Annotated in this window: 25 protein-coding genes; 3 read left to right on the top strand and 22 right to left on the bottom strand. The window is 66.2% G+C overall.

What is annotated here, in order from left to right:
- Window positions 1-20: 20 nt before the first annotated feature.
- The 5 genes from glmS to glmU are packed head-to-tail and all read right to left on the bottom strand — an operon-like array spanning window position 21 to window position 4302.
- Window positions 21-1844: a glutamine--fructose-6-phosphate transaminase (isomerizing) gene (gene glmS, locus SPYCA_RS06455; protein WP_120219454.1), complete on the bottom strand. Its 1824-nt coding sequence runs from the start codon at window positions 1842-1844 to the stop codon at window positions 21-23.
- Window positions 1845-1861: 17 nt separating this feature from the next.
- Window positions 1862-2242, bottom strand: coding sequence for a PIN domain-containing protein (locus SPYCA_RS06460; RefSeq protein ID WP_120219455.1), 381 nt, complete (start codon window positions 2240-2242; stop codon window positions 1862-1864).
- Window positions 2239-2601, bottom strand: a complete 363-nt coding sequence (locus SPYCA_RS06465; RefSeq protein ID WP_120219456.1) for a ribbon-helix-helix domain-containing protein — start codon at window positions 2599-2601, stop codon at window positions 2239-2241. The genes SPYCA_RS06460 and SPYCA_RS06465 overlap by 4 nt, the downstream gene beginning before the upstream one ends.
- Window positions 2602-2632: 31 nt before the next feature.
- A complete protein-coding gene (locus SPYCA_RS06470; protein ID WP_120219457.1) occupies window positions 2633-2947 on the bottom strand; it encodes a hypothetical protein in 315 nt (104 codons plus the stop codon).
- Entirely contained in the window at window positions 2944-4302 is a 1359-nt protein-coding gene (glmU, locus tag SPYCA_RS06475) for a bifunctional UDP-N-acetylglucosamine diphosphorylase/glucosamine-1-phosphate N-acetyltransferase GlmU (RefSeq protein WP_232003557.1), read from the bottom strand. The genes SPYCA_RS06470 and glmU overlap by 4 nt, the downstream gene beginning before the upstream one ends.
- A 59-nt stretch (window positions 4303-4361) precedes the next feature.
- Here glmU and gph point away from each other — a divergent pair, with 59 nt between their 5' ends.
- Window positions 4362-5024: a phosphoglycolate phosphatase gene (gene gph / locus SPYCA_RS06480; RefSeq protein WP_120219459.1), complete on the top strand. Its 663-nt coding sequence runs from the start codon at window positions 4362-4364 to the stop codon at window positions 5022-5024.
- A 105-nt stretch (window positions 5025-5129) separates the two neighbouring features.
- Here gph and SPYCA_RS06485 read toward each other — a convergent pair whose 3' ends face one another.
- From SPYCA_RS06485 to SPYCA_RS06520, 8 genes are all read right to left on the bottom strand, one after another.
- On the bottom strand, window positions 5130-6143 hold the full coding sequence (locus SPYCA_RS06485; protein ID WP_120219460.1) for a nucleotidyltransferase domain-containing protein: 1014 nt from the start codon (window positions 6141-6143) through the stop codon (window positions 5130-5132).
- Complete coding sequence (locus tag SPYCA_RS06490) at window positions 6140-7006, bottom strand: HprK-related kinase A (protein ID WP_120219461.1); 867 nt, start codon at window positions 7004-7006, stop codon at window positions 6140-6142. The genes SPYCA_RS06485 and SPYCA_RS06490 overlap by 4 nt, the downstream gene beginning before the upstream one ends.
- Window positions 7003-7284 (bottom strand): HPr-rel-A system PqqD family peptide chaperone, encoded by a 282-nt coding sequence (locus SPYCA_RS06495; RefSeq protein ID WP_120219462.1) that lies wholly within the window; start codon window positions 7282-7284, stop codon window positions 7003-7005. Before SPYCA_RS06495 ends, SPYCA_RS06490 begins: the two co-directional genes overlap by 4 nt.
- Window positions 7277-7723 (bottom strand): MarR family winged helix-turn-helix transcriptional regulator, encoded by a 447-nt coding sequence (locus SPYCA_RS06500; RefSeq protein WP_120219463.1) that lies wholly within the window; start codon window positions 7721-7723, stop codon window positions 7277-7279. The genes SPYCA_RS06495 and SPYCA_RS06500 overlap by 8 nt, the downstream gene beginning before the upstream one ends.
- A gap of 425 nt (window positions 7724-8148) precedes the next feature.
- Window positions 8149-10170 carry a TonB-dependent receptor gene (locus SPYCA_RS06505; RefSeq protein ID WP_331852518.1) on the bottom strand — a complete coding sequence of 674 codons (2022 nt, stop codon included), beginning with the start codon at window positions 10168-10170 and terminating at the stop codon, window positions 8149-8151.
- An 11-nt stretch (window positions 10171-10181) separates the two neighbouring features.
- On the bottom strand, window positions 10182-10814 hold the full coding sequence (gene maiA, locus SPYCA_RS06510; protein ID WP_120219465.1) for a maleylacetoacetate isomerase: 633 nt from the start codon (window positions 10812-10814) through the stop codon (window positions 10182-10184).
- A 149-nt stretch (window positions 10815-10963) separates the two neighbouring features.
- Window positions 10964-12004 (bottom strand): SO2930 family diheme c-type cytochrome, encoded by a 1041-nt coding sequence (locus tag SPYCA_RS06515; RefSeq protein WP_120219466.1) that lies wholly within the window; start codon window positions 12002-12004, stop codon window positions 10964-10966.
- A complete protein-coding gene (locus tag SPYCA_RS06520; protein WP_120219467.1) occupies window positions 12001-13203 on the bottom strand; it encodes a parallel beta-helix domain-containing protein in 1203 nt (400 codons plus the stop codon). The genes SPYCA_RS06515 and SPYCA_RS06520 overlap by 4 nt, the downstream gene beginning before the upstream one ends.
- Before the next feature lie 94 nt (window positions 13204-13297).
- Between SPYCA_RS06520 and SPYCA_RS06525 the strand changes: the two genes are divergently transcribed.
- Window positions 13298-13711 carry a DUF2147 domain-containing protein gene (locus tag SPYCA_RS06525; protein WP_120219468.1) on the top strand — a complete coding sequence of 138 codons (414 nt, stop codon included), beginning with the start codon at window positions 13298-13300 and terminating at the stop codon, window positions 13709-13711.
- Window positions 13712-13837: 126 nt separating this feature from the next.
- On the opposite strand, the gene SPYCA_RS06530 is transcribed toward SPYCA_RS06525, so the two are convergent.
- From SPYCA_RS06530 to SPYCA_RS19685, 6 genes are all read right to left on the bottom strand, one after another.
- Window positions 13838-14533, bottom strand: a complete 696-nt coding sequence (locus SPYCA_RS06530; protein ID WP_120219469.1) for an aspartate/glutamate racemase family protein — start codon at window positions 14531-14533, stop codon at window positions 13838-13840.
- A gap of 122 nt (window positions 14534-14655) precedes the next feature.
- Entirely contained in the window at window positions 14656-16140 is a 1485-nt protein-coding gene (locus SPYCA_RS06535) for an NAD(P)(+) transhydrogenase (Re/Si-specific) subunit beta (protein WP_120219470.1), read from the bottom strand.
- 1 nt (window position 16141) lies between these two features.
- Complete coding sequence (locus SPYCA_RS06540; RefSeq protein ID WP_120219471.1) at window positions 16142-16423, bottom strand: proton-translocating transhydrogenase family protein; 282 nt, start codon at window positions 16421-16423, stop codon at window positions 16142-16144.
- A gap of 401 nt (window positions 16424-16824) precedes the next feature.
- Window positions 16825-17436, bottom strand: coding sequence for a fasciclin domain-containing protein (locus tag SPYCA_RS06545; RefSeq protein ID WP_120219472.1), 612 nt, complete (start codon window positions 17434-17436; stop codon window positions 16825-16827).
- A gap of 129 nt (window positions 17437-17565) precedes the next feature.
- On the bottom strand, window positions 17566-18687 hold the full coding sequence (locus tag SPYCA_RS06550; protein WP_120219473.1) for an NAD(P) transhydrogenase subunit alpha: 1122 nt from the start codon (window positions 18685-18687) through the stop codon (window positions 17566-17568).
- Window positions 18688-18697: 10 nt separating this feature from the next.
- Window positions 18698-18820 carry a hypothetical protein gene (locus tag SPYCA_RS19685; protein WP_262926794.1) on the bottom strand — a complete coding sequence of 41 codons (123 nt, stop codon included), beginning with the start codon at window positions 18818-18820 and terminating at the stop codon, window positions 18698-18700.
- Window positions 18821-19059: 239 nt separating this feature from the next.
- Here SPYCA_RS19685 and SPYCA_RS06555 point away from each other — a divergent pair, with 239 nt between their 5' ends.
- Window positions 19060-20490, top strand: coding sequence for a sigma-54-dependent transcriptional regulator (locus SPYCA_RS06555; RefSeq protein WP_120222186.1), 1431 nt, complete (start codon window positions 19060-19062; stop codon window positions 20488-20490).
- Between the two features lie 59 nt (window positions 20491-20549).
- Here SPYCA_RS06555 and SPYCA_RS18990 read toward each other — a convergent pair whose 3' ends face one another.
- The 3 genes from SPYCA_RS18990 to SPYCA_RS06565 form a co-directional block, all read right to left on the bottom strand.
- Window positions 20550-21116 carry a glycine-rich domain-containing protein gene (locus SPYCA_RS18990; protein WP_146625093.1) on the bottom strand — a complete coding sequence of 189 codons (567 nt, stop codon included), beginning with the start codon at window positions 21114-21116 and terminating at the stop codon, window positions 20550-20552.
- A 111-nt stretch (window positions 21117-21227) separates the two neighbouring features.
- Window positions 21228-22358, bottom strand: coding sequence for a dihydropteroate synthase (gene folP / locus SPYCA_RS06560; RefSeq protein ID WP_120219474.1), 1131 nt, complete (start codon window positions 22356-22358; stop codon window positions 21228-21230).
- 116 nt (window positions 22359-22474) lie between these two features.
- Window positions 22475-23614 carry a site-specific DNA-methyltransferase gene (locus SPYCA_RS06565; protein ID WP_120219475.1) on the bottom strand — a complete coding sequence of 380 codons (1140 nt, stop codon included), beginning with the start codon at window positions 23612-23614 and terminating at the stop codon, window positions 22475-22477.
- Between the last annotated feature and the right edge of the window lie 42 nt (window positions 23615-23656).

Consider the following 23656-nt stretch of genomic DNA (forward strand, 5'->3'; position numbering starts at 1 on the left):
GTGAGGCGGCGTAGGGGCGGTCACTCCACCGTCACCGACTTCGCCAGATTGCGCGGCTGGTCGACGTCGGTGCCCTTCGCCACTGCCACATGGTAGGCGAGCAACTGCACCGGCACCGCATAGACGAGCGGCGCGATCAGCGGGTGGACCTTGGGCATTTCGATCGTCGCCATACAGCCGTCGCCCGCCTCGGCGATGCCGTCGGCGTCGCTGATGAGCACCACCTTGCCGCCGCGCGCCATGACTTCGTGCATGTTGCTGACCGTCTTTTCAAAGAGCGGCCCGCTGGGCGCGAGGACGATCACCGGGACCGCCTCGTCGATCAGCGCGATCGGTCCGTGTTTCATTTCGCCGCTCGCATAACCTTCGGCGTGGATATAGCTGATTTCCTTGAGCTTCAGCGCGCCTTCCAGGGCGAGCGGATAATCGGGGCCGCGGCCGAGGTAGAGCACGTCGCGCGCCGGGGCGATCAGGTGCGCCATCGCGGCGATGTCGTCGTCATGCGCCAGCGCGGCGTTGAGCGCGGCCGGCGCCTCGATCAGATGCCTTACGATCTCGCGCTCTTCATCGGCGCTGAGCTTGCCCTTCCTGAGCGCAAGATGCGCCGCGAGCGCGGCGAGCACGGCGAGCTGGCAGCTGAAGGCCTTGGTCGAGGCGACGCCGATTTCGGGGCCCGCGTGCGTCGGAAGCAAGAGGTCCGCCTCGCGCGCCATGCTGCTTGTCGGCACATTGACGACGACGGCGATCGTCTGGCCGTTCGCCTTGCAATGGCGGAGCGCCGCGAGCGTGTCGGCGGTTTCGCCCGACTGCGAAATGAACAGCGCGAGCCCGCCGGGTTGCAGCACCGGGTCGCGGTAGCGGAACTCGCTCGCGACATCGATGTCGACGGGGACGCGCGCGAAGGTCTCGAACCAGTATTTCGCGACCATGCCGGCGTAGAAGCTGGTGCCGCAGGCGACGATGGTGATGCGGTCGATCGCACTCAGGTCGAAATCCATCTGCGGCAGCGCGACCGTCTGTTCGAGCGGGCGGATGTAGGAAGAGAGCGTCTGCGCCACCACCGTCGGCTGCTCGAAAATCTCCTTCTGCATGAAGTGGCGATAATTGCCCTTCTCGACCGCCGCGGCGGTGACGCCCGACGTCGTGATCTCGCGCGTCACCGGATTGTTCGCGCTGTCATAGATCTGCGCGCCATCGCGGGTGATGACGACCCAGTCGCCCTCCTCCAGATAGGCGATCTTCTGCGTCAGCGGCGCGAGCGCGAGCGCGTCGGAGCCGAGGAAAGTCTCGCCCTCGCCATAGCCGACGACGAGCGGCGAGCCGAGGCGCGCGCCGATCAGCAGATCGGGATGTTGGCGAAACGCGATGGCGAGAGCAAAGGCGCCGCGCAGCTGCGGCAGCACCGCCTGCACGGCTTCCTGCGGCGACTTGCCCGCTTCGACCTGTTCGCTGACGAGGTGGGCGACCACTTCGGTATCGGTCTCGCTCTCGAACGTGCGGCCGCGCGCCTGGAGCGCCTCGCGCAATGGCTTGAAATTCTCGATGATCCCGTTGTGGACCAGCGCGACCTCGGCGGTTGCGTGCGGGTGCGCGTTGCTGGTGGTCGGCGCGCCGTGCGTCGCCCAGCGCGTGTGGGCGATGCCGACGGTGCCGGGCGCGGGGTTGCCCGCCAGCTCCTTCACCAGATTGGCGAGCTTGCCCTCGGCGCGGCGGCGAATGAGCTGCCCGTTCTCGACCGTGCACACGCCCGCACTGTCATAGCCGCGATATTCCATACGCCTGAGGCCGTCGACGAGGCGATCCGCGACCGGGGCCGTGCCGATGATTCCGATGATTCCGCACATTTGGGTCTGGCTTTCTTTCAGATCGTGTAGGGGACGCGGATTCCCGGCATCGATGCCGGGAAATCCTTGGTATTGCGCGTCACGAGAACGCGGCCGCGAATCTGGGCGGTGGCGAGGATGATGGCGTCTGGCGCCTTCAGCCTCGATCGTTCGCGGCGAAGCGCGGCCGCGCGATGCGAAATCTCGTCATCGATTTCGTCGAGCCCGAAGCGGCCGAGAAACTGCAACGTATCGCGAACGACCGCCTCATGCCCCTTGGACAACACTTCGATCCACGCCATCCGGCTGACCCACATGCGGGCCCCGCTTTCGGCGATGCGCCGCAGCTCGCGCTGGGCGGGGCCATGATCCAGCAAGGTGTCGATCAGGATATTGGCGTCGAGGCTGTAGCCGCTCATCCGGTTTTCTTTTTGCGCTTCTTGGCGGCTTTTCTCGTCAGCGCGAGATAATGCGCGCGCTCCCGTTCATCCTCGTCGGTGAAGCATTCGGGCGATTCCGCGCGGACCTCTTCATAATCATCGTCCCACGGCCGCGTCCATTCGGCGCGCCGCTGGCGATCATATTCGCCCGGATCGATCGAAATGCCGTGCCGCGCCCAGGCACCGAATCCCGCTTCCAGCCAGTCCTTGGGCGTTTCGGCGCGATAGGCGGCGACAGCTTCGCGCAAAACCGACGCGCGCGACTTACCCTGCTCGGCGGCGAGTTCATCGAGCCATTTGATGTCATCATCGGGCAGGTCGGCAAGAATACGCGTCATTGATATACTGATATCATATCGTGATATCGTGTCAAGCACGCCCGAAATTGCGATCGACAAAGATCATCGCGAACTGCACCGGATCGGGCGCCGCGCCATTGCCCTCGGCAAAGCGCGCCTTGCCGTCGGCCCATATCTTGCGAATCTGTGCGGGCAGTTCGGGGCCGAACTTCATCTGCTGTTCGACGATCTGGTCCCAGCGTCCCTTGCGGCCGAAACTTTGTTCAAGCTGCGGCACCATCGCGCGGCAATAGGCCTCGGTCGCGTCGTCGAGGTGGCCGATCGCTTTCAGCACCCAGGCATCGACAAAGCGCAGGAACGACTTGTCGGTGTAGCGGTCGCTCATTCCTTCTTCTCCGCCGCCTTCTTCTTGCGCATCGCGTCGTGAAAGCGGTCGGCCCAGCCGGGTTTGACCAGCTGCTCGCCGCGCACGATACGCAGCTCGCCGTCGGCGACGTCGAGCGTCACCGTGCTGCCGGCCGCGACGATCGCGTCGGCGCCGATCTTGACCGGCGCGACGAGCGCGCTGTTCGATCCGATGAAGGCGCGCTCGCCGATCACCGTCTGGTGCTTGAAATAGCCGTCATAATTGCAGGTGATCGTGCCCGCGCCGATATTTGCCCCCGCGCCGACCGTGGCGTCGCCGAGATAGGTCAGGTGGTTGGCCTTGGCGCCCGCGCCGAGCACCGCTTTCTTGACCTCGACGAAATTGCCGATCTTCGCCTTTTCGCCCAGCACCGTGCCGGGGCGCAGTCGCGCGAAGGGCCCGACCTCGCAGCCCGCGCCGATGGTGGCACCCTCGATATGGCTGAAAGCACGGATGGTCGCGCCGTCGGCGACCTTGACGCCGGGGCCGAAGACGACATTGGGTTCGACGGTCACGTCGCGGCCGAGTTCGGTATCCCACGAGAACCACACGGTTTCGGGCGCGCGCAGCGATACGCCCGCGGCCATCGCCTCCTCGCGCCTGAAGGCCTGCCACTGCACCTCGGCAGCCGCGAGTTCGGCGCGGCTGTTGATGCCTTGGACTTCCATCTCGTCCGCCCGCACCGTCACGCACTGCCGCCCGTCGCCGATCGCCAGATTGACGATATCGACCAGGTAAAACTCCCCTGCGGCATTGTTGTCGGTGATCCGCGCGAGCAGCGCGAACAGATCGCGCGACCGCACCGCCATAAGGCCCGAATTGCATATCTGGCATTGGCGTTCCGTTTCGGTCGCGTCCTTATACTCGACCATCTTTGCGATTCGGTCGCCTTCCGCCTCGATCACTCGTCCATAGTGATGTGGATAGCCTGTAAAAAAGGTAAGAACGACGACAGCCGGCTCATCGTCGGCGTGCAGCCGGTCGACCATCCTGCGCATCGTCGCCGCGGGGACAAAGGGCACGTCGCCGTAAAGAATCAGCACGTCGCCGTCGAAATCCGCCAGCGCGCGCTCGGCCTGCTGCACCGCATGGCCCGTGCCGAGCTGCGGTTCCTGCACCGCAAGCTCCGCGGTGCCGCCCAGCGCGGCTTCGAGCTGGTCGGCCTTGTCGCCGACGATCACGACCTTCTTGGCCGGGCGCAGTTCGTCAACGCTCGCCATCAGGTGCAGCAGCATCGGCCGCCCGGCGATCGGGTGCAGCACCTTGTGCAGGTCGGACTTCATGCGGGTGCCCTTGCCCGCGGCAAGGACGATAGCGGCGATGGGCTTGCTCATGCGCGCTGCCATGCCAGCAAATCATTGCGGTTTCCAGCACATCGCGCCATGCGCAGCCGATGAACGGATTTCCCTTTGCGATCGTCGGCTTCGACCTCGACGGCACGCTCGTCGATACGCTCGGCGACCTTGCGGCGGCGGTCAATCATGCGCTGGCGCTGATGGACCGCGCCCCGCTTGCCGATGCGGCGGTGCGGCCGATGATCGGGCGCGGCGCCAAATATATGCTCGAACAGGGGCTGATCGCGAGCGGCGGCGCGCCCGAAGGCGCGGTCGAGCGGCTCTATCCCGAACTCCTGCGGTTCTATGACGCGCATATCGCGGTGCAGAGCCGCCCCTTCCCCGGCGCCATCGCCGCGCTCGACCGGCTCGACGCGCTCGGCGTTCGCGCTGCGGTGGTCACGAACAAGGTCGAAGGGCTCGCGCGCAAGCTGCTCGGCGAGCTGGGGCTGGCCGATCGCATGGCGACGATCATCGGCGGCGATACGCTCGGCCAAGCCAAGCCCTCCCCCGCGCCGATCCGCGCGATGATCGAGCGATGCGGCGGCGGCCGGGCGGCGTTCGTCGGCGACAGCATCCTCGATGTTCAGGCTGCGCGCGCCGCGGGCATCCCCAGCGTCGCGGTCGGCTTCGGCTTCCTCGACGGCCCGGTAACCGAACTCGGCGCCGATCATGTTATCAATCATTTCGACGAACTGGTGCCGCTGTTGGCGCGGCTGTAGCCCCCATTCGTCATCCCGGCGAAGGCCGGGATCTCGCCCGTGCGTCAGGGCGAGACGATGAGATCCCGGCCTTCGCCGGGATGACGATATAATCGGAAGGATGCGCTAACGCTTCCGCCACTTGGTCCAAAGATGCCTCGCCAGCATCATGGGCGGCATCCTGAGCCAGTGCGAGCGGATGTAGAAGGCCTGTTCGAGCAGCGGCTGCGTCACCCGCCCCCAATCGTCGCGCGCAAGCAGGCGGCGGCGATACCAGATGTCGCTGCCATCCTGCCCGTCCCAGCCCGACGGCAGCCTGCTCCCGTAAAGATCGCGCGCCAGCCGCGCCGCCCGGCGCAGCGCGGCGCGCAGCCCGTGCAGCTCCGCCCGCGCGTCGAGCTTGCCCCAGAAGCCCGCATCGGCGGCGGCGAAATCGCGCGTCAGGCAGTGGAAATCCCAAAGGTTGCGCAGCCCGCCCTGCAAATCGCCGTCGGCGAGCATATGCGCCGCGCAGTGCACCGCCATGTCGGCGGGGCACAGCACGGCATGGCCGCCATCGACAGCCACCGCATCGCTGACGAGCGCGAGCGCGTCGGGCGTGATCCGGTGCGTGCGCGGCAGGATGGTGTGATGCACGTCGATCATCCGGTCGCGGGCCTTGTGGATCATCGGCGGCAGCTCGTGCATGTGCGCGCGGTAATAATGATCGTCATAGGGGTCGGACTTCACCCACTCCCACCCCGCGTTGAGCAGCGCATTTTCGGCGCGGCGGATGTCGGGCGCGAGCACCAGTATGTCGAGGTCGCCGATCTGGCGCCCGACGCTGCACGACAGGCCGGCGGCGGCGTAAGCGGCGCCCTTCAGCAGCACGAACTCGATGCCCTCCGGGGCGAGCGCGCGGCGCGCCATCTCCGCCTCCCACAGCGCCTGCGCGGTCGCGACCTTCGCCGCGGCGCGCTGGTCGGCGAAGAGCGCGGCGACCGACGGCGGCAGGGCGGCATCCTCCAGCCGGTGCGCGAGCGTGCCCAGCATCGCCTCGGCGCGCGCGACGGTGATCACCCCGTCCCAATCGTGCGGGTCCAGCGTCGCCGCCGCGCGCCGTCCGGCGAGCAGGTCGACGAAGCTGTGCACCGCGCTCATGCGGTCGCCTCGGCCCAAAGCTGTTCGACCAACGCGATGCCGGTGGCGCTGTCGGGATAGGATATGCCGAACGTCGGCACCGCGCGCACCAGCCGCGCCAGCGCGGCAAAACCCGCCTCGCCCAGCGCGACATAGTTGGTCGATGCCTCGGTCAGCCGCACGAACGCCTCACCCTCGCCCATCGGTTCGATCGCCGCCTCGCCACCGAAGCGCGGGAAGAGAAGGAGCGCGGGGCGCGCGGGTTCGTGCATCGCGGCGATGGCGTCGGCGCGCGGGATCAGGTGGCGGATGTCACCCTTTGGCGTCCCCGTCATCAGCGGCCCCAGACGCGCCGCATCGACTTGCGCCGCGACCTCGACGATCGCCTGATTCTTCAGGCTGACCGCGCGTGGAAAGGCCAGCGCATCGCCGCCCGCGGGCTCGATCAGCGTGAACTCGTCGCCCATCAGCCGCCATGCGCCTTCACCGAGCAACGCCGCGAGCGTCGATTTGCCCGACCCCGATTCGCCCGCCATGATGAGCGCGCGCCCGTCCTTCGCGACCGCGCTCGCGTGGAGCAGCAGGTGCCGCCGCCAGCCCAGCGCGACCTGCAGGTTCATCGCCATCTCGGCGGCGAGCAGCCCCATCGACAGCGGCAGCGGCAGCGCGTCGGGAACGATGAAATCGCCGCCGATATGCACCGACGGGCGCAGCCAGCGCCGCCACGGCCGCGCCGCGAACAGTCGCACCGTCGCATCGGCGGGGCGCGCGTCATCGCGCGGATAGGCGGCGTAGAGCCGGTCGAGCGCCGCGACGGGTTCGCGCCAGTCGCTGCCGATACGGAATTGCACCGGGCCGACGGCAATGCGGCTCACATGTCTCACGCCGCCGCCACCAGTCCCATCTCGGCCAGTTCGGCGAGCCGTTCGGCGACGCGCGCACGCACGTCGCCCGCATCGCCCAGGTCGAACGCGGTTTCGAGCCGCTGGGCGAGCAGCGCGGCGTCGCACGGGCCTTCGCCCATCAACGCCAGCATTTCGGGGAGCGGCGCGACGACGAGGTGCGTCTGCATCGACCGCCGGTCGAAGATCGCGGTGAGCTCACCCAACGGCTCGATGCGCAGCGCGCCCGCCGGCGCGGCGCGATAGGCGCGGTCAGTCATAGGTTTCGGCGGCGGCGATCAGCTTGGCGAGCAGCGCCATCAGCGTCGCGCGCTCGTCGGCGCTGAGGTTCGCCTCCAGCTGCGCCTCGCTCGCAAGCGCCGCGGGCACGATCGCATCATAGAGCGAGCGCCCCGTGTCGGTGAGCGCCAGATGGTGCGAGCGCCCGTCGGCCTCGTGCGCCTGCCGCGCGATCAGCTGGCGGTCGGCCAGCCCCTTCGCGGCGCGGTTCACCGTCACCTTGTCCATCCGCGTCGCCTGCACAAGCTCGCGCTGCGTCTTGGGCGTCCCTTCGCCCAGGATCGCCATCAGCCGCCATTCGGGGATCCTGAGGCCAAAGCGATTTTCATATTCGGCCGCGATCCGGCTCGACAGCGCGTTGGAGGCGATCGACAGCCGATAGGGCAGAAAATTGTCGAGATTCAGTTTCTTCGCGGCCATGCTGTCCTGTTTCCCTCACCAACCCCGGCTTTCCGAGCCTAACCGGCCCGTTATCGGTGCGCAATCCCGGTCGGGAAGGGGTTGCGAGCGCAAAGGCAGCGAGGAGGCGTCTCGGAAAGCGCTACAATTCGTCATGCTGAACTTGTTCCAGCATCCATGGCCCCGCATCGAGCATAAGGCGGCGGTGAAGGACGGAGCAGGCCATGGGCCCTGAAACAAGTTGGCGATCATTCCCTTGGCATGGGATCTGCTTGTCATTGCGAGGACCCCGGACTTGATCCGGGGGACGAAGCAATCTCCAGCTATCGTCCGGGCGCTTCGCAAGCTGGAGATTGCTTCGCTGCGCTCGCAATGACGCCTACGACGCGAGCGAGATAAACGCCAACCAGGTTCAGCGTGACGAAAGAATGACAAATGGACGTTCCTCAGAACGCCACCCGCGTGCCGATCCACAATGTCCGCGGCGTCGCGCGCTCGACTATGCCCGACGATGAAATCGCCGCCGGGACCAGCTCGTCGAAGAGATTCTCGCCGCGCGCCTCGACGCTGATCCCGTTCGCAAAACGCCACGACAGCCCGGCGTCGAGCGTCAGCGCGTCGTCCAGCCGCAGCAGCCCCAGATCATCCTCATTCTGCGCGCCGATATAGCGCAAGGTCGCAAAGCCGCCGAGCGGACCGTCGGCATTGCTGCGCAGCGACACGCTGCCGCCATGTTTCGCAATCTGCGCGGGCCGCCGCCCGTCGAGCGCCGCCGCCGCGCCCGACGCATCGACCTCGGCGTCGGTATAGGCATATGTCGCGCGCAGCGTCAGTGGGCCGATACCCTGTTCGGCGCTTACCTCGACGCCCTTGCTGTCGATCGCATCGAGATTCTGCCGCTGGTTGAGGTTGGGCGCCAGCGTCACATTGGCGATCGCATCGGTCAGCCGGTTGGCGAACAGCGTCGCCGACAGGCTGGTTTCAGCCGACGCCCAGTCGATCCCGACCTCGCCGCCCCACAGCCGCTCGGGCCTCAGCGCCTCATTCGCCATCGTCACCTCGGCGCCGACACGGAAGGGGCGGTACAGCTCGTTGAGCGTCGGCAGGCGCCAGCCGCGATAGGCTGCGGCGCGCAGCGCGACATTCTCGCGGCTCCAGCGCACCCCCGCGCGCCCGCTGGCTTCCCAGTCCTGCCGGTCGGCAAAGCGCGCGTCGCTGATCGGCGCGCCGCCGATATTGCCCTCGCGGCGATAGCCTCCGCTGAGCCACCAGCGGTCGATGCGCCCGCTCAGCGTCCAGAGAAAGCCGTCATCGCGGCTCCCCGACGTCCATTCGGCAAAGGCGCCGACGGTGTCGCTGCTGCCGCCCGCGCTGCGGTGGCGCCGCGGCACGCCCGCGGCGAAGAAAAAATCCTCCTCGGTGCGGCCCGTGGTGCGCCGCCAGTCGGCGCCGAGCCGCAGCGGGGTCGCGCCGCCGATCGCCGGACGATATTCGACGCGTGCGCCCAGCCCGGTCGCGGGAACGCGCTGGAACAGCACGGGCGCGGCGCTGCCGCGATCCGAAGCGACGCTGGCAAAGCCCGTCTCGAAGTCGCGCAGCTGGACATAGGCGAGCGCGAGCCATTGTGCGCCGCTCGCGGGGTCGCGGACGAAGCGCAGGCTGGCGTCGACGCCATCGACTTTGCTTCGGGTGAAATCGACCCCGCGGTCGCGCCGGTCGGCAAAGCCGCGCAGGCTCGCCTCGATGCGGCTGTTGTCGCCCGCATCGAAGCGGAGGCGCAGGCCCAATCCGCCTTGCTCATAAGGTGCGGCGCGATCGGCGCTGCCGCGCTGCCCTTTGGCGACCGGAACAAAACCATCGCCGCGGCTGTAGCGGCCGTCGATCGCCACCTGTCCGCTGCCGATCGCTCCGCCCACGCTCGCCGCCGCATCCCAGCCGTCGCGGCTGCCATAGGCAAGGCTGGCTTCGGCGCCGTCGGTCATCGCCGAATGCAGCCCGATCGTTCCCGCGAGCGCGCCGGGCCCATCGGCGCCGCCGCCGCCGCCGCGCGTGACGACGATCCCGCCGAGCCGGACCGCGTCATAGGCGCTCCACGCCACCCAGCCGCCGAAGGGGTCGGCCTGCGGCACGCCATCGAGCGTCACCAGCGCGCGGCTCGACGCATTGCCGCCGAGCCCGCGCAGCGTCACCCCCTGGCTCGTCGGATGCGCGCTGCGCCCGTCGCTGCGGCGGAACTGGACGATGCCCGCCTCGTCGCGCAGGCGGTTTTCGATGCGTGTGCCCAGGCCGGGGGCGGGATCATAAAGGAGGGTAGTCGCCTGCGCTCCATCGCCCGCGGGAGGCAGGAGCGATCCGGCTCCCGCGACTACAATTTCCTGAAGCAAACGACCGACGTCAACGAACAGGTCGACGTCTTCTTCATTCTGCGCCATCGCCGCCGCCGGCAGCGCCAGCGCGGCAGTTCCCACCAAAAGCCGGATCACGCGGGTTTCACCGCATCGGGGTGCGCCTTCTGGAAGGCATCCAGTTCCATGCACGCCGCGTCGATCGCCACCAGCCGGGGATAGTCGTCAAGCGGCGTCTCGAACCGGCGCGCATTATACATCTGCGGCACCAGGCAACAGTCGGCGATGCCCGGCGCGTCGCCGCCCAGGAACTTGCCGTCGCCCGCCATTGCTTCGAGCGCGTCGAAGCCCTGCACGATCCAGTGGCGATACCAGCGATCCTTGGTCTGCTCGTTCAGCCCCAGGTCGCGCTTCAGATATTTGAGCACGCGGAGGTTGTTGAGCGGGTGAATGTCGCTCGCGATCACCTGCGCGCGCGCCAGCGCGACCGCGCGCGGCATCGGATCGTCGGGGATCAGCCGCGGCTGGGGAAAGGCGCGGTCGAGCCAGTCGATGATCGCCATGCTCTGAATGATCGGCTCGCCATCGACGACGAGCATCGGCACGAACCCCTGCGCATTTTGTTCGAGATAGGCGTCGCTGCGCTGTTCACCCGCGATCAGGCTGACCTCCACGCGCTCATAATCGAGGCCCTTGAGGTTCAGCGCGATGCGGACGCGAAAGCTGGCCGAGGAGCGGAAATAATCGTGGAGGATGAGGTTGGTCATGCGCGGACCTAAGATAAAGCGATGCCGTTTAGCAAGCGCCCGAACACCATAACATCGTCATTGCGAGGAGCGTAGCGACGAAGCAATCTCCAGCGGTCGTCCAAGTGCTCCGGTAGCTGGAGATTGCTTCGCTACGCTCGCAATGACGTTTAGGCGGGCCAGCGCGAGCCGGCTTTCCGCATCTCCGCAATCCATTGCCGCAGCAGCGCCGCGCCCTCCCGATGCACCGTCGACCGCCCGACCTCGGGCATCGCAATGCCGGGATCGGTGCTTTCGAGCCGATAGATCATGAAGCTGCTTTGCGGCGCCCCCGGCGCAATCGCGAAGTCCATCCCTCCGCTCCCCCGCCCCGCCGCCGTCGGGCGCTTGCCGATGCCATAATTCACACCCGCCGGATCGTCGGTCCAGCGCAGGAACAGCCCGCTGTTCGACGCGCTCCCCGCCGGATTGTGGCAATGCGCGCAATTGACGTCGAGATAGGCGCGGGCGCGCTCCGCAACACCGCCGCTGGTCGCATCGTCCCACACGGGCATCGTCGGTTCGAGCGCGGCGGGCTGCGCGAAATAGCGCGCACGCAGCGCTGCCGAAGCGGCGGGATCGAGCACAAGATTGCGCGCCTTGGGTCCGATCGGCACGATCTCGCCGTTCAGGCTATGGCATTCCTTGCACTGGTTGCGGTTCGGCACGGCATAGCGGATCGAATGCCGGTCGCCCGCGGCGGTGGTAAAACTCACCGGCACGCGCCGCCCGCCCAAGGCCAGCGTCGCATCCTCGCCATCGGCGTCCCAGATATAGGGCAGCGCCGCCCAGCCCGACGCACGGCGGATCAGCAGCCGCGTCTCGACCGGCCTGCCCCCGTTCCAGTCGGGCCAGCCGAAGCTCTTGACCAGCACCGTGCCGACCGGAAGGTCGATCGCGCCGTCGGCCGTGATCGTGGCCTTTTTCCCTTCCGGAATCAGCATGAACCGATGCTTGTCGGCATAATCGCTGAACAAGGGCGTGCGCAGCGTATAGGCGATGCCCGCCACGGGGCGCAGCGGATCATTGCCGCGAAACAGGCCGAAGGCGGAGAGCTTCGCGGGCATCGCGTCGCTTTCGACCAGCGCCTGATCAACGGTCGGCAGGGTCAGCGCCGTGCCGCCGCTACTGCACAGCAACGCCGCGGCGATCGCGGCAAGGGCGCGTCTCACCGAAGCTTCGCCTCCATGCTTGCGGGCAGCGTGATCCCCGGCAGCGGCGCAGGCGGCGTGCCTTTGAGGTCGGCGAGCGACGGCTTCGCCGCGCTTTGCGGCATCGCCATGTCGGGCAGGTTCAGCGACAGCACGCCGGCATCGTCGTTGACGATCGCGTCGCCCGACCCGTCCCACAGCACCGGCGGAAGCGTGCCGCCCATCGCCACCGCAATCTCCGCCCCGCCGGGAAATGCGGGGGCATAGCCCGCCTTGCCATGCTGATTGTCCCGCACGACGATCGCCCGCGGCAATGGCTGATATTTCGGATCCTTATGCTCGTAGCGATAGCCGACGATCATCACATTGGCGGTGCCGTTCCGGTCGAGGATATTGTCGAAAATCTCGACATTGCGGTTCGCCATCACCAGCACGCCGGTGCCCGTCGGCACGCTCGCGACGATATTGCCCGCGGGCGCGAAATTGGGGACGCTGTTGTCGCTGACGATATTGGAAAAGACGCGGACATTGTGCCCGCCCTGCATCGGCAGGCTGGGGAGGTCGAACACCAGGATGCCGCCCGTGTTGCGGTTCGCGATATTGTCGTGAACATCGGCGTCATAGCTGTTCTCGATCTCGATCCCCGCGACATTTTCGGTCGCGACCGATTCGCGCACGACGATATTCCTGGACTGGCCGACATAGATGCCGGCATCCGACGCGCCGCGGACATAGACGCTGTCGATGAGCACGTCGCTACTCTCGACCGGATAGATGCCGTATGCGCCGTTGGTCGCCTTTGGCCCCGCGGTCCATTCGACGCGCAGCTTGTGATAGACGATGCGGTCGGCGCCCTTCGACTTGATGCCGTCGCCTTTCGTATTGAGCACCGCGAAGTTGGTGAGCAGCACATCGTCGGCGGTGACGAGCAGCCCCTCACCCGCGCCCTGCTGCCCCGAAAAGTCGAGGATCGATCCGCCCTCGCCGGTGCCCGCGCCGCGCACGGTCACATTGGCGACGTCGAGCGACAGCCCGTCGGTCAGCTTCCACACGCCGGCGCCCAGTTCGACGACGTCGCCCGGCTCGGCGAGGATCAGCGCCTCCTGCAATTTTTCGTTCGCGTCGGTCGAATCGGCGCTGACACTGATCGTCTTGGCCGACGCGGGCATCGCCAGAGCCAGTACAGCACCAAAAGACACGACGAGATAATGGAATCGCATCAGACTCTCCCTTGTTTTTTGCCAGCATGGTGCAAGACTGGAGCAATGCCAAGCCATGTTGCTGACATGGCTGTAGCTAACCGGGGAGGTCGCATTGTTTCATCGCTACGCCTTGGCGCTCGTCGCCTTCGCCACCGTTCCATCGCTCGCCGCCGCGCCGCCCGCGCTCGCGGGCCGCTGGAAAACCGACGACGGCAAGGGCATCGTCGTGATGAGCCCATGCGGCGCCAAGATGTGCGGCCATATCGAGCGGCTGCTGATCAAACAGCCCGCGGGCGGCCAGCTCGACGAACGCAACCCCGACAAGGCCAAGCGTGGCCGCAAGGTGACGGGCCTGCGCATCTATTGGGATCTCGCGCCCGATGGCAATGTCTGGAAGGGTCAGGGCTACAGCCCCGAGGACGGGCGCTATTACAAGGCACAGCTCAGCGTCAAAGGCGACCGGATGACGATGAAAGGCTGCGTTGCGGTGTTCTGCCGCACAGTGACGTGGACGCGGGTGGGGTAAACCCTCCCCTCCCGCTCGCGGGAGGGGCAGCGAGACTTGCAAGCTTTGCTTGCTAGTCGCAGCGGGGTGGGCTCAGCGACGTGGCTGCCCACCCCCGACCCCTCCCGCAAGCGGGAGGGGAGAAAATCACCCCTCGCCCAAAATCCAATCCACTCCCGCCGCGACATGAATGCGCGTCGTGTCGTAGATCGGCAGGAGATTGGCGTCGGGATCGACCAGCATCACCAGCTCGGTACAGGCAAGCACGATCGCCTGAATATCCTGTTTGGCGATGTCGGTGATAAAGGTTTTCATCGTGCGGCGCGACGCTTCGTTGACCTTGCCGAGCATCAGCTCTTCATAGATGATCCGGTCGATCTCGTCGGCGCGGTTCGTGTCATAGGGCGCGAGCGTCAGCCCGTGGCGCACGAGCCGCTGGCGAAACCAGGGCTCAGTCATCACATTGCGCGTGCCGATCACCGCCGCCGCCTTGATCCCGTCGCCCTTCATCTTCTCGCCGGTTTCGTCGACGATATGAATGAGCGGGATAGAAATCGCCGCGGCGACATCTTCCGCTACCTTGTGCATCGAATTGGCGGCGATCATCAGCGCGGTGGCGCCCGCCGCCTCCAGCCGCTGCGCCGATGCGATCAGCACCTCTCTGGCATGGTCCCATTGCGCGTCGGTGGTGATTCGCGACAGGTCGCAATAGTTCAGGCTCTCCATCAGGATCGGCGCCGAACAGGCGGTGCCGAGGCGCTTTTGCACCCCCTTGTTGAGATGGCGGTAATAAAGCTCGGTCGACGCCCAGCTCATGCCGCCGATCAGGCCGATTTTGCGCATAACGAATCGATGCCCCTTTAATCGTCACCCCGGCGAAGGCCAGGGTCTCGTCGTTGCTATCCAACGCGAGGTCGAGATCCCGGCCTTCGCCGGGATGACGATTCGGGTCAATGGTTGTGGGGTCAATGCCCGCTTCCGCCGATCGCCTTCACGATGTCGTCGGCCATCTTCTTGGCGTCGCCGAGCAGCATCATCGTCTGGTCCATGTAGAAGACGTCGTTGTCGACGCCGGCATAGCCGACCCCGCCCATCGAGCGCTTCACGAACAGCACGGTCTTCGCCTTTTCGACGTCGAGCACGGGCATCCCGTAAATCGGCGAGCTCTTGTCGGTCTTGGCCGCCGGGTTGGTGACGTCGTTCGCGCCGATGACGAAGGCGACGTCGCACTGCGCGAACTCGCCGTTGATGTCCTCGAGCTCGAACACCTCGTCATAGGGCACGCTCGCCTCGGCGAGCAGCACGTTCATATGGCCCGGCATCCGCCCCGCAACGGGGTGGATCGCATATTTGACGTTGACGCCCTCGGCTTTCAGCAGGTCGGCCATCTCGCGCAGCGCGTGCTGCGCCTGTGCGACCGCCATGCCGTAACCGGGGACGATGATGACATTCTCCGCCTGGGTCATCAGGAAAGCCGCATCCTCGGCGCTGCCCGGCTTCCACGGCCGCTGTTCCTTCGCGCCGCCCGCGCCCGCCGCCGCATCGTCGCCGCCAAAGCCGCCCGCGATCACGCTGATGAAGCTGCGGTTCATCGCGCGGCACATGATGTACGACAGGATCGCGCCCGACGAGCCGACGAGCGCGCCGGTGATGATCATCGCGGTGTTGCCGAGCGTGAAGCCCATCGCCGCCGCGGCCCAGCCCGAATAGCTGTTGAGCATCGACACGACGACCGGCATGTCGGCGCCGCCGATCGGGATGATCAAGAGAAAACCGATGACGAAGCTGAGTGCCGTCACGGTCCAGAACACCCAGGGCGACTGGTCGAAGGTGAAATAGGCGACAAGCCCGATGATCGCGGCGAGCGTGCCGAGGTTGATGACATGCCGCGCGGGCAGCATGATCGGCGCGCCCGACATATTGCCGTTGAGCTTGAGGAAAGCGATGACCGACCCCGAAAAGGTGATCGCGCCGATCGCGATGCCCAGCCCCATTTCGATGCGGCTGACGGTATAAATCTGCCCCGCGGCATCGGCGATGCCGAACGCCTGCGGGTTTAGGTACGCTGCCGCCGCCACGGCAACGGCGGCAAGGCCGACAAGGCTGTGGAACGCCGCGACGAGCTGCGGCATCGCGGTCATCGCGATGCGCCGCGCCATGACGATGCCGATGACCGCGCCGATGCCGATGGCGACAAGGATTTCGATCAGCGCCACGCTGTCGAGCGCCCCGCCATCGAGGCGCGGAACATGTGTCAGCAGCGTCGTGACGACCGCGATCGTCATCCCGATCATGCCGAAGCGGTTGCCGCGCTGCGACGAGGCGGGCGACGACAGGCCGCGCAGCGCGAGGATGAAGAAGACGCCCGACACCAGATAGGCGATCGCCGCCCAGGGGTTCACCGCGCCGTGATCGCCGGTCGCCGCGGCAAGGATCGACTGGAAATCCATCTCAGCGCTCCTTCTTCTTGTACATCGCCAGCATCCGCGCGGTGACCGCGAAGCCGCCGAAGATATTGATGCTCGCCATCACCACCGCGGCAAGGCCCAGCCATTTCGACGTCGCCGATCCCGCCGCCGCCGCGGCGATCAGCGCGCCGACGATGATCACCGACGAAATCGCGTTGGTGACACTCATCAGCGGCGTGTGCAGCGCCGGCGTCACCGACCAGACGACGAAATAGCCGACGAAACACGCCAGCACGAATATCGAAAAAATGGCGATAAAATCCACGGCGCGCTCCCCTGCTGATTCCGCTTGGCGCACCTCTTGCCGTGACGATGCCAGCCTGTCGACTCCTAAGCTGTCAAAAATGAAGCGCCTATGTTTTGTAAAGCAAGGAATGTGGGCGCAACGGGACATAAAATTTCGTTTCCGAAGGCTTTGGCTTGGATGATCGGATGTCGGTTTTGGTGTGGTGAGCGGACATTGAGAAGTTGCGCTGGTTTCCCCTCCCGCAAGCGGGAGGGGCAGCGAGACTTACGAACTTTGTTCGTTAGTCGCAGCGGGGTGGGCCATTGCCACGCTGCTGCCCACCCCCGACCCCTCCCGCAAGCGGGAGGGGAGAGAATGTCACCTTCCGGTCGTAAACCCGCCCCGCGCCGCGCGATCTTGGGGGCGCGAGGGCAAACCACCTACATCCGCGGCAGCAACACCGCGTCGATCACATGCACAACGCCGTTCGCCTGCTCGACATCGGCCTGCGTCACGATCGCCTTGTTGCCCGACGCGCTGGTCAGCAGGATCGAATCGCCCGATTTGCGCGCCATCAGCTCCTGTCCGTCGGCGGTTTTCAGCGTGACCTGCCCGCCCGCGGCGTCGATCTGCGCGCCAAGGTCGGCGGCGGTCAGCTTGCCGGGGACGACATGATAGTTGAGCACGCCCGCAAGCACGCTTTGCTGCGCCGGGCGCATCCACCCGTCGCGCGTCACCGGCGGCACTTGCGTAAAGGCAGCGTCGGTCGGGGCGAAGAGGGTGAAGGGACCGGCGCCCGACAGGGTCTGCGCCAGACCGGCCTGCGTCAGCGCGGCGGCGAGCGACGTATGAATCGGCGACGATGCGATATTGTCGGCGATCGTCTTGTCGGCCGTCATTCCGCCCCCCGCCGCGTCCGCGCCGATTGCATCGCCCACCGTGTCCGTCTCGGTCGTCGTTTCCGGCTCGCCGCTGCATGCGGCAAGGCCGAGCGAAAGGGCGGCGGCGGTCAGGGCGAGCGAGGGAAGAGAAACAAGCTTCGCGCGCGGCATCGGGCAATCTCCGGTTGTTAAAGCAATGGGCGGGCAGACCCCTGCCCCATAGTAGCCAGGCGCCGGAGCAAGAAAAGGCCGGAATCGGCCGTTACCGCCGTTTGTTTCGGCGACCGGCGACCGCCACGATTATCCCAGCAGCCGTTCGCTGACGACCTTGCCGCCCTGCGTCAGGCGCACGGCATTGCCGATTTCCTCATCGAGCACGGGCCGGCCCGCTTCCTTGTCCCAGAAGGCCGAGAGGAAGTTGAACAGGTTGCGGCTGAACAAGGCGCTGGTGTCGGCGGGCATCAGCGCGGCGATATTCTTCGCGCCGATGACGGTGACGCCGTGGATGCGCTTCGTTTCGCCGGACACCGATCCCTCGACATTGCCGCCGCTTTCGGCCGCCATGTCGACGATCACGCTGCCCGACCGCATCGCCCTGAGCTGTGCATCCGAGATCAGTCGCGGCGCAGGGCGCCCCGGAATCAGCGCGGTGGTGATGACAATGTCCTGCCTGGCGATGTGCGACGACACGAGCTCGGCCTGCGCCGCCTTATATTCGTCAGACATTTCGGTGGCATAGCCGCCCGCGCCCTCGCCCTCGATCCCCGCGACATTTTCGACGAAGATCGGCTTCGCGCCAAGCGAGAGAATCTGCTCCTTGGTCGCCGAGCGCACGTCGGTCGCGCTGACCTGCGCGCCCAGACGCCGCGCGGTCGCGATCGCCTGAAGCCCGGCAACGCCGACGCCCATGATGAACGCCTTGGCGGCGCTCACCGTGCCGGCAGCGGTCATCATCATCGGGAACGCCCGGCCATAGGCGTTTGCCGCCATCAACACCGCCTTGTAACCGGCCAGATTGGCCTGGCTGGAAAGAATATCCATCGACTGCGCGCGCGTGATGCGCGGCATGAACTCCATCGCCAGCGCCTCGATCCCCAGCTTCGCATAGGCATCGACGCGCGCGCGTTCGCCAAAGGGATTGAGCGCGGCGGCGAGCCAGGCGCCTTCGGCGAAGCCCGACAGCGTTGCCGGATCCGGCCCCTGGATAGCCAGGATGATGTTCGCGCCCTTCAACGTCGCGGCACGGTCGCCGACGCTCGCGCCAGCCGCTGCATAGTCGGCATCGGTAATCGACGCAGCCTCCCCCGCACCCGATTCGATGGCAACTGCGGCGCCCAGTCCAATGAATTTCTTCACGGTTTCCGGGGTCGCGGCGACGCGGGTCTCGCCAGCGGCGAGCTCCTTCAGGACAGCAATGCGCATATCGGTTGCGTCACGACGCGATCAGGAGGACGACAACGAGCGTCACAATTCCGGTCAGGATCGTCCCGACCTTCAGCAGGCTGAGGAAACCCGAATAGGTTTCGTTCGCCGACTTCATTTCCTGCTGTCCCATCGTTTTTCCCCTTCACCCGTCCCGGTGACCACGCCCAGCGCGCCGCCCGGTATCGCCAGAATCGGCCGTCGCGCCGGTCTTAGCCACGCCCATGACGATGCTCAATAGCCGGTTTGGCGTGTTCGGGCTGACATGGCAAAAGGCGAACGGCCTTAATCGCCCTTTTACCCCTCGCGGATAGAAAGGGCGTTCACATCAGCAATATGATGCTCAGCGCTCCAGGGGGCAGGTTCGATACCATGGCAAGCACGCGCGACACGCGAACGGTGATGATCGTCGACAGCGAGCCTGCGCAGCAGCGCTTTCTCTCGGCGCTCGTGTCGCGTGGCGGCTGGCGCAGCGTCATCGCCGCCGACACCGACACCGCCCTCGCCAGGCTCGGCACGCAGGAGGGGATGGCGCTCGACGCCGTGCTCATCGACCAGGGCGCGCCGGGCATGGACATCGCCCAGTTCGTCATCGAACTGCGCCGCTGGCGCCCCGCGATCCCGCTCGTCGTCATCACGATGCGCAACGGCGTCGAGGTCGCGGTCGCCGCGATGCGCGCCGGGGCGAGCGATTTTGTTCAGAAGCCCATCGCCCCCGATCGGCTGCTCGAAGCGCTCGACCGCGTGATGGCCGACGGCGGCCCGCAGGGCGAACTGCGCCCGCTCACCGAAAAGCTGCGCGCGCCGCTCGCGTTCGAGGAAATCATCGGCTCGAGCCCCAATTTCCGCAGCGCGCTCGCCATCGCCGCCAAGGCCGCGCGCGCGCGCGTGCCGGTGATGATCAACGGCAAGCCCGGAACCGGCAAGGAGGTCTTTGCGCGGGCGATCCATGGCGCCAGCCCGCGCGCGCGCGGGCAGCTCGTCATGGTCGATTGTTCGGCGGTGTCGCCGGGCCTCATCGGATCAGGGCTGTTCGGCCACGAACGCGGCGCCTTTCCCGGCGCCTTCGACCGCCAGATCGGCCGACTTGTGCAGGCCGACGGCGGCAGCATCATCATCGACCATGTCGAGTGCATCCCGCTCGACACGCAGGCCAAGCTCGTCGAGTTTCTGAACACGGGCGAAGTGCAGATGATCGGCGGGTCGATCCGCCAGACCGTCGATGTGCGGATCATCGCGACCAGCGCCAGCCCGCTCGACAAGCTCATCGAGGCAGGCCATTTCCGCGAAGACCTGTTTTATGCGCTGTCGAGCGCGCAGCTCACCCTGCCCTCGCTCAGCGAACGCCGTGGCGATGTCGGCCCGCTCGCGCGCCACCTGCTCGCGCGCATTGGCGGGTTGCCGGGCATGGGGCCGATCGGCATCACCGACGATGCGCTGCGGCTGCTCGCCGCCTATGCGTGGCCGGGCAATGTCCGCCAGTTGCAGGACGTGCTGTTCCGCGCCGCGGTCGGCAGCACCACCGACGTCCTGACCGCCGCCGACTTCCGCGCGATCGAGGCGACGCTCGGCGGCGGCAGCGCCAGCGACGGCGAGGTTGCGATCAACGGCGAGGCGATCGGCGTGACGCTCTACCTGCCCGACGGCAATTTGCGCCCGCTCGAGGAAATCGAGGCCGACGTGATCCGCCTCGCCATCGGCCACTACCGCGGCCGCATGAGCGAAGTCGCGCGCCGCCTCGGCATCGGCCGCTCGACGCTCTATCGCAAATTGAGCGACCTCGGGATCGACACGGCGGCGTGACGCCGCTCGAGAAAATCTGCGCCGCGGTTGAATCCGTCCTATCTTGCAGTTCCCATATCCTATGGCACCGGATTGCAGGGTGGCCCAGCGCCTCGCGGTCGACTGCATCCGCATGCAGGATCAGGCGGACCACCGCCGCCACATGCCCCGCACGGCATCGGATCCTGGCCGCGTTCAAGGACGGACACTGCTGGCCACACCTGCGACGACGGCTCGGTTCCGGTTATTTCTCGATATAAATCCAGCGTTCTTCGATAACCTTCCGCCGAATCGGAGGGCTTCCGAACGACCTTGTTGATGCGGTCCCGCAATCGTCCTTCCTCACCGGGCACATGATGCAGGAAATAACCGAAAACAGCGTTGCAGAACTCCGCATATCGTTCCGTAAACAGAATGAACGTGTGCCAAAACTCGTCGATGTCGCCGGTGATAATCCATTCATGCTCTTTGTAACTGTGTGCCAGGCAAAGATATTTGACCGTTTCCGCAGCGACGAGATTAGCTCGTGCCCGTGTTGCGAGATTCTTGTTCATATACCGGACTTTCACGATATCGAAATCGATCTCGCTCGCTTTCTGTATCGCGCGCCGGTAGTGCTCCTTGACGCCATCATCTACCGCAACCATTCGCCATCCCCCCACAAAATGCCGAATACTCAGGTTAATGTGCGGCAATCTCGAGTCAATCGGTCTCCCGCAGGTGGCTAAACGCAGTCGACATCGCCTGCAGCGAGCAGCTCAACCGGTCAACGCCGTATCCCTAAGCCCCCGCCACACCCGCAGCGCTTGCCGGTTCTCGGCAATGTCATGCACGCGCAGCAGCTGCGCGCCCTGCGCCGCCGCCTGATAATGCAGCGCGACCGTCCCACCGAGCCGCTGATCGGCCGCCGCTTCATTGTCGAGCGCGCCGATCAATCTCTTGCGGCTCGCGCCGAACAGGATCGGGCAGCCGAGCGTGTGGAACAGCGCAAGGCCGTTCACGAGCGCCAGATTGTCGCCGACGCCCTTGCCGAACCCGATACCCGGATCGACGATGATCTTCGCCGGGTCGACCCCCGCCGCCTTGCACGCGGCAACGCGCTCGGCGAGCATGTCGTAGACGTCGAACAGGGCGTGCGCATAGGTCGCGCCCTCATGCGGATCGCTCTTCGCCGACGGAGCGTGCATCAGCACCACCGGGCAGCCCGCCTGCACCACCACCTCTATCGCGCGGTCGTCGTAGCGCAGCGCCGAAATATCGTTGACGATGCCCGCCCCCGCCGCGAGCGCGGCTTCCATAACGGCCGCCTTGCGCGTGTCGATCGACACTGCGACGCCGCCTTTGGCCAGCGCCGCAACGACGTCCTCGATCCGCTGGATCTCGTCGCCTTCCCAGATAAGCGGCGCGCCGGGCCGCGTCGATTCGCCGCCCACGTCGATGATCGCCGCGCCCGCCGCGCCCATTGCGAAGCCCGCATCGATCGCCGCCGCGGCGTCGATATGCTTGCCGCCATCGGAAAAGCTGTCGGGGGTGACGTTCAAAATACCCATCAGCTGGGGTTCGCCGAGCCGGATCGAGCGTTCGCCGAGCTGGAGATTGCCGCGCGGCCGCGCGACGCCCGCGCGCTGCGCTTCTGCCGCTTCACCCAGCCGGTCGGGCATCGCCGCGATCCAGTCGTCGAGTTCGGCCACGGGCACCACCGCCGATTTGACCGCGTCATTGTTGCGCAGGCTGACGTGCCATGCCGCGAACCAGACCATCGTGTCGGCGATGCGCAGCGCGCCCTCGTCCAGCTCGTGCGGGCGGTCGATGAAGCAGGTGGGGCGGAGGTAGACGCGCGCATCCTCCCACGTCTGGCCGAGGTCGGGCTTGGTGAGTGGCTGGAACATGCTTATCCTCTATCCGTCATTGCGAGCGAAGCGAAGCAATCTCCAGCCAAACGGACACGCGTGCCGGTGGCTGGAGATTGCTTCGTCGCTCCGCTCCTCGCAATGACGTTTGATTGTTACGCCTCGTTCGCCAGCAGCCAGTCCTGCCGCACCGCGTCGATCACGCGCAGTTCCTTGCCGGTATCGACATGCCAGAAAGTCCAGCCGTTACAGCTCGGCGCGCCCTGCACGAGCGCGCCGACCTTGTGGATCGACCCCGGCGCCTGACCTTCGCAATCGAGGCTGCCGTCGACGCGCACCTTAGCCTTCCAGCGACGTTTCACGTCGGTCAGCACGGTTCCCGGCGCGATCATCCCGCATTCGACGAGCGTGCCAAAGGCAACGCGCGTCGCGGCCCTGGGTGCCATCATCGTCTTCACCGCGCTTTCGTCGAGCGGCAGCGCCATCTCGATGCGTTCCTTCGCCGCGGCGATATAATCATCCTCGCGCTCGATGCCGATGTAGCGGCGCCCCAGCCGCTTCGCGACGGCGCCCGTCGTGCCGGTGCCGAAGAAAGGATCGAGGATCACGTCGCCGGGATTCGAGCAGGCGAGCAGGATGCGATAGAGCAGCGCCTCGGGCTTTTGCGTCGGGTGGACCTTGTGCCCGCCCTTCTTGAGCCGCTCCTGTCCGCCGCAGATCGGGATCAGCCAGTCGCTGCGCATTTGCAACTCGTCGTTCAGCGTCTTCATCGCGCGATAATTGAAGGTATAGCGCGCCTTCTCGCCCATCGACGCCCAGATCAGCGTCTCGTGCGCGTTGGTGAAGCGCGTGCCCTTGAAATTGGGCATCGGGTTCGCTTTCCGCCACACGATGTCGTTGAGAATCCAATAGCCTTGATCCTGCAACGCCGCGCCGACGCGGAAGATATTGTGATAACTGCCGATCACCCAGATGCTGCCGCCGGGTTTCAGGATGCGCTTCGCTTCCTTCAGCCACGCATGGGTGAAGCGGTCATAGGTCGCCAGGCTGTCGAACTTGTCCCAATCATCGTCGACCGCATCGACCTGGCTGCCGTCGGGGCGGAGCAGGTCGCCGCCGAGCTGGAGATTATAGGGCGGATCGGCAAAGATCATGTCGACCGACGCCGCAGGCAGGCGGCGCATCATCTCGACACAATCGCCCTGCAGGATGCTGTCGAGCGGCAGGTTCGCGGGGGCAACCCTGGGCATCCGCTGCTTCGTTGCCGACGCCTTCACCCGTTCCATCACACCCATAAGTCACCCCGCTCTTCGATCGAAAGAAGCCCCTGATGAGTC

Source organism: Sphingopyxis sp. FD7 (genome assembly GCF_003609835.1).
GTDB lineage: Bacteria > Pseudomonadota > Alphaproteobacteria > Sphingomonadales > Sphingomonadaceae > Sphingopyxis.

Coding starts and splice junctions, on each gene's coding strand:
- glmS (WP_120219454.1), bottom strand. CDS start 1,844: ATGTGCGGAATCATCGGAATCATCGGCACGGCCCCGGTCGCGGATCGC.
- SPYCA_RS06460 (WP_120219455.1), bottom strand. CDS start 2,242: ATGAGCGGCTACAGCCTCGACGCCAATATCCTGATCGACACCTTGCTG.
- SPYCA_RS06465 (WP_120219456.1), bottom strand. CDS start 2,601: ATGACGCGTATTCTTGCCGACCTGCCCGATGATGACATCAAATGGCTC.
- SPYCA_RS06470 (WP_120219457.1), bottom strand. CDS start 2,947: ATGAGCGACCGCTACACCGACAAGTCGTTCCTGCGCTTTGTCGATGCC.
- glmU (WP_232003557.1), bottom strand. CDS start 4,302: ATGAGCAAGCCCATCGCCGCTATCGTCCTTGCCGCGGGCAAGGGCACC.
- gph (WP_120219459.1), top strand. CDS start 4,362: ATGAACGGATTTCCCTTTGCGATCGTCGGCTTCGACCTCGACGGCACG.
- SPYCA_RS06485 (WP_120219460.1), bottom strand. CDS start 6,143: ATGAGCGCGGTGCACAGCTTCGTCGACCTGCTCGCCGGACGGCGCGCG.
- SPYCA_RS06495 (WP_120219462.1), bottom strand. CDS start 7,284: ATGACTGACCGCGCCTATCGCGCCGCGCCGGCGGGCGCGCTGCGCATC.
- SPYCA_RS06500 (WP_120219463.1), bottom strand. CDS start 7,723: ATGGCCGCGAAGAAACTGAATCTCGACAATTTTCTGCCCTATCGGCTG.
- maiA (WP_120219465.1), bottom strand. CDS start 10,814: ATGACCAACCTCATCCTCCACGATTATTTCCGCTCCTCGGCCAGCTTT.
- SPYCA_RS06520 (WP_120219467.1), bottom strand. CDS start 13,203: ATGCGATTCCATTATCTCGTCGTGTCTTTTGGTGCTGTACTGGCTCTG.
- SPYCA_RS06530 (WP_120219469.1), bottom strand. CDS start 14,533: ATGCGCAAAATCGGCCTGATCGGCGGCATGAGCTGGGCGTCGACCGAG.
- SPYCA_RS06535 (WP_120219470.1), bottom strand. CDS start 16,140: ATGGATTTCCAGTCGATCCTTGCCGCGGCGACCGGCGATCACGGCGCG.
- SPYCA_RS06545 (WP_120219472.1), bottom strand. CDS start 17,436: ATGCCGCGCGCGAAGCTTGTTTCTCTTCCCTCGCTCGCCCTGACCGCC.
- SPYCA_RS06550 (WP_120219473.1), bottom strand. CDS start 18,687: ATGCGCATTGCTGTCCTGAAGGAGCTCGCCGCTGGCGAGACCCGCGTC.
- SPYCA_RS19685 (WP_262926794.1), bottom strand. CDS start 18,820: ATGGGACAGCAGGAAATGAAGTCGGCGAACGAAACCTATTCGGGTTTC.
- SPYCA_RS06555 (WP_120222186.1), top strand. CDS start 19,060: ATGGCAAGCACGCGCGACACGCGAACGGTGATGATCGTCGACAGCGAG.
- SPYCA_RS18990 (WP_146625093.1), bottom strand. CDS start 21,116: ATGGTTGCGGTAGATGATGGCGTCAAGGAGCACTACCGGCGCGCGATA.
- folP (WP_120219474.1), bottom strand. CDS start 22,358: ATGTTCCAGCCACTCACCAAGCCCGACCTCGGCCAGACGTGGGAGGAT.
- SPYCA_RS06565 (WP_120219475.1), bottom strand. CDS start 23,614: ATGGGTGTGATGGAACGGGTGAAGGCGTCGGCAACGAAGCAGCGGATG.